Below are 4318 nucleotides of genomic sequence, written 5' to 3' on the forward strand. Positions count from 1 at the left end.
ACGGACAAGCACGGACGATCGCGAGGTGTTGGTCTGTACCAGCCCGTGTTTGTCCGTGTTGGTCTTGCCGGGTCAGGCTCAATCTTCTATACTGAAGTCGTAGGTAAGCCAAGCTTTCGTATCTCAGTAAGGGGGGAGATGCCGCATGGCGGGCGGAGCAGTTTCAATGGGCGCGAGATCGTTGTGGGGCGCATCGACGGAGCTGTCGGAGCGGGTCCGGCGGTTACGCGACGAGTATTTTTCGTTCGATACGCGCGCGTTTCGCAATGAAGTCCTTCCGTTTACCACCGGTGCGCCGTGGGATTCCGTGTATTCGTGCAGCCGCTGGACGAATGTCCCTGAAGTCACTCCATTTCTGAGGGCCTTCGAAGATTCGCTGCTGGCCGCCGCGCGAATCGTTCCGCTTCCGGACACGTTCTGGAAACAACCGCTCGAACTGCGCGTTGCGCATTTCTTTCACGAAGTTCTCAGTAACCACCTGCCTGTCGCGATTCTGGATGGCGAGTTGATTGTCGGCGGTCACTTCAACGTGGCGTTGTCGCACTGCCTCACGCGCCGCGAGGCGAAACGCCGGAAGGAAATGTCCGCGCGTTTCGTGAAAGAGATCTCGCATGTCTCCAAGTTGGGTTTGGGCAATTGCGGGGCAGTACCCGGTCACTTGATTCCGGATTACCCGCGAGTGTTGCGGATCGGATTGCGTGGAATCGCCGAAGAAATCGCGCGTGAAATGGAGACGGAACAGGACCGGGAGAAGCGCAGCGTTCTGGAAGCGCTTCACGTCGCGTGCGAGGCAGGAAAAGTCCTTGCGGAGCGCTATGCAAACGAAGCGGCGCGGATGGCAGAGAACGTAGAACCTGAGCGCGCTGATGAATTGAGAAGTATCGCGGAGATTTGCCGCAGAGTGCCTTGGGAACCGGCGGCAACGTTTCACGAAGCGCTCCAGTCGCTCTGGTTCATGCATATGCTGGTGATGATCAGCGAGTCGTACCCGGGGCCGGGTGTCTCGTTTGGACGATTCGATCAGTACCTGTATCCATTTTATGCTGCTGATCTGGAGGCGGGCAGGCTCACGCGGGAATCGGCGCAGGAGTTGTTGCGCTGTTTCTGGGTCAAGCCCAACTATGCCTACGACTACCAGGGGCGCGTGGGCCGCAATCAAGGGATCAACTCGTCGTTCGGGCAGCTTGTCACGTTGGGCGGCTGCGGGCCAAACGGAGAAGACGTCTCCAACGAACTGACGTATATGTGCCTCGACGTGATCGAAGAGATGAATCTGCTTGAGCCCAAACCCAATGTGCGCTTGCACGCGAACACGCCGGACAGACTGTTGCGACGGGTTTGCGAGATCTTGTCAAAGGCGCAGGGGGCGCCGTTCCTACTCAACTTCGACGAAAGTTCGATGAAAGGCCTGAAGTGGGAAGGGGTGCCCGAGAACGACTTGTGGGACTACGCACCGGTCGGGTGCCTTGAGAATACGCGGCAAGGCGACGATCGATCGGGTACCGTCGATGTGAATCTGAATCTGGCGAAACCGGTTGAACTGACCTTGTTTCAGGGGCGCGACCTTGCAACGGGCGAGCAACTGGGATCTGTCACGCCTGATCCGTGCGCGATGATTTGTTGGGAACAGTTTGAGGACGCCTTTCGGCAACAGCTTTCCGCAAGCCTTGCGCGTCTCATTGAATTGAACAACCAAGCCGATACCATTCGAGCGATGTTTGAACCGACGCCGTACTTGTCGGCGCTGGTGGGCGGATGCGTCGAGAAACGGAAGGACATCACGGCGGGTGGAGCGCGCTTTAATTTCATCACCGTGGAAGGTATCGCGTTGGCTACGGCCGCGGACTCCTTGTCGGCGATAAAGTACCTGGTCTTCGAGGCAAAACGCGTGCGCATGGAGGATCTGATTCGCGCGATTGAAACGAACTTCGAAGGGGAAGAGTTCCTGCGCCAGTTGCTGCTCAACAAAGCGCCAAAGTACGGCAACGACGATCCGAGAGCGGATGGGATGGCGCGCGATGTTACCCATTGGTGGGCAGAAGAAGCGGCATCACACACGACTCCGCTCACGGGGAAACGCTACCGCGGCGGCTATCTGTCGTGGAACTACGGAATTGCATACGCGCCCGTGACCGCCGCGACGCCCGACGGACGCAAGCGCGGCACCTTCCTGGCGAACGGTGTGGCTGCCGTGCCGGGAATGGACAGCCTGGGACCTACAGCGGCCGCGTGTTCGGTGAATCATTTGGACTTGGAGGTCATACCGAACGGCGCGTCTCATACCATAACGCTTTCGCCATCGCTGCTGCGCGACGAGGAACACCTCGACAAACTCGCGGGATTCTTGCGCGGCTATGGCAAGCAAGGGGGAACTGCGCTGCAAATTAACGTGATTGACGTTGAGACTCTGCGAAACGCCCAGAAGTGTCCCGATGAGTACCGGAATTTGCTGGTGCGCGTGACGGGGTACAACGCCTACTTTGTGAATCTCGGGCGGGAAATCCAGGAAGAGATCATCGCGCGAGAGGCGCACCAGTTGTAGGTCGCAATGCTCCACGATGCCGCGAATAGCTCCAGCGAAGACTTGCCACAGACCGCACAGCACGCGATAGTCTGCACGATTCAACGGTTCTCGTCGGAAGACGGGCCAGGCATTCGTACAACCGTCTTCTTCAAAGGCTGTCCAATGCGATGTCCATGGTGCCACAACCCGGAGACCGTGCGGTTCCAGCCGGAAGTGGTCTGGAACGCGGACCGGTGTCTTCGCGACCGTGGATGTATCGCGCAGTGCGAGCGCAAGGCGCTGGCCGTGGAAGAGGGCAGTTCGCGTGTGAAGATTGACCGCGAGCATTGCGAAACGTGCGGGAGGTGCGTTGCGTTTTGTCCGTCCGCTGCGCTGGAGATGTTCGGCAAGGCATACTTCGCTGAGGAACTGTTCGAGACGGTCATGCGCGATTCCACGTTTCATGACTCATCGGGCGGAGGGGTTACATTGTCCGGCGGAGAGCCCCTGGCGCAGCCCGAAGTTGCGATTCCCCTGATGAAGATGTTGCGCGGTGCGGGAGTGCATACGGCACTCGATACGTGCGGGGCGGCCGACCCCGATGCGTTGAAGGAAGCGCTCGCGCATTGCGACCTCGTGTTGTTCGATGTGAAGACCGTTAGCCCGGATCACCACAGAGAATGGACGGGCATCGATTGGGAACGCGTTGTCGGCTCGGCGCGGATTGTGCGCGATTCAGGTGTGCCCGTGTGGGTACGTACGCCAGTCATCCCCGGGTATACGGCCAACGAAGAGGAAATCAGCGCAATAGCCGGATTCGTGGCCGAGATGTTTCCGCAGTGTGAACGCCATGATCTGCTTGCGTTCTCCAACCTGTGCGTCTCCAAGTACGAACAACTGAGCAGGGCATTCCCTCTCTCGGGCGTTCCGTTGCTAACGCAGGAGTGTATGGAGCTTCTATGCGGCGTCGCAAGGGAAGCCGGTTCATTGAAGGCATGTTGGAGCGGCCCCACGGCAGTAAAGGCGGAAGCGAAGTGAGCGACGTGTTGAGACCGGATGTTTGTGAAGCGTTGGCGGGGGAGATGACGCCCAAGTTTCTGGCGACGCTCGATGGCAATGGCCGGCCCAATTGCGTTCCTATTATCAGCACGATGCCGTATCAAGACGACGTGCTCGTCTTCGGCGAGTTCATGATGAACAAGAGCCGGCGGAATCTGGCGGAAAATCCGCGTGTAGGCATCACGGTGCTGACGGCAGCGTACGAATCGTGGAGCCTTACCGGTGAGTTTCTGGGATTCGAGACTTCCGGACCGGCGGTTGATTTCGTCAATAGCCGGCCGATGTTCCGCTACAACTCCTACACGGGCGTGCGCGCGGCCGGACTGATCCGTGTCCGCGACGTGACGAACAAGCAGCAGCTTGGCAAGGGTCCGATGGTGTTGGGCTTTGGGAAAGCGTTCGCGGCCCGGGTGATTCTAGCCGCAAAGAAGAGTCCTCAACGGTGTATGCCCATGCCTGTGGAAGAGAAATTCCGGCGGCTCTCGGCGGTGCGCGCCATTGCGTTTATGGGCTCAGACGGATTCCCGAGGACGTTCCCTTTGCTGGCGTGTTTTGCCGCAGATTCGCGACGGCTTGTGTTTGCGTGGAACGGATGCGAGACCTATCGCACGTTACTTGACGTGGGAAGCGAAGTGGCGGTGGCGATTATCACCATGGACCCGATTGCGTACCAAGTGAAAGGGCGTTTCTCGGGCGCAATCGGCGGTGTGGGCATGATCGAACTCACGGAGTGCTACAGCGCTTCTCCGCCGTTGG

Annotated in this window: 3 protein-coding genes; all 3 read left to right on the forward strand. The window is 58.9% G+C overall.

Annotation, left to right across the window (positions count from 1 at the left end; genetic code table 11):
* Positions 1-145: 145 nt before the first annotated feature.
* Positions 146-2542, forward strand: a complete 2397-nt coding sequence (locus K1Y02_25645) for a hypothetical protein (GenBank protein MBX7259764.1) — start codon at positions 146-148, stop codon at positions 2540-2542.
* Between the two features lie 6 nt (positions 2543-2548).
* Positions 2549-3541, forward strand: coding sequence for a glycyl-radical enzyme activating protein (locus K1Y02_25650; protein ID MBX7259765.1), 993 nt, complete (start codon positions 2549-2551; stop codon positions 3539-3541).
* Positions 3463-4318 (forward strand): pyridoxamine 5'-phosphate oxidase family protein (locus tag K1Y02_25655; GenBank protein MBX7259766.1); only part of this gene is annotated, 856 nt, incomplete at its 3' end. The genes K1Y02_25650 and K1Y02_25655, both read left to right, overlap by 79 nt.

The sequence above is a fragment of the Candidatus Hydrogenedentota bacterium genome (assembly GCA_019695095.1).
Taxonomy (GTDB): Bacteria; Hydrogenedentota; Hydrogenedentia; order Hydrogenedentales; family SLHB01; genus JAIBAQ01.

Coding starts and splice junctions, on each gene's coding strand:
- K1Y02_25645 (MBX7259764.1), top strand. CDS start 146: ATGGCGGGCGGAGCAGTTTCAATGGGCGCGAGATCGTTGTGGGGCGCA.
- K1Y02_25650 (MBX7259765.1), top strand. CDS start 2,549: ATGCTCCACGATGCCGCGAATAGCTCCAGCGAAGACTTGCCACAGACC.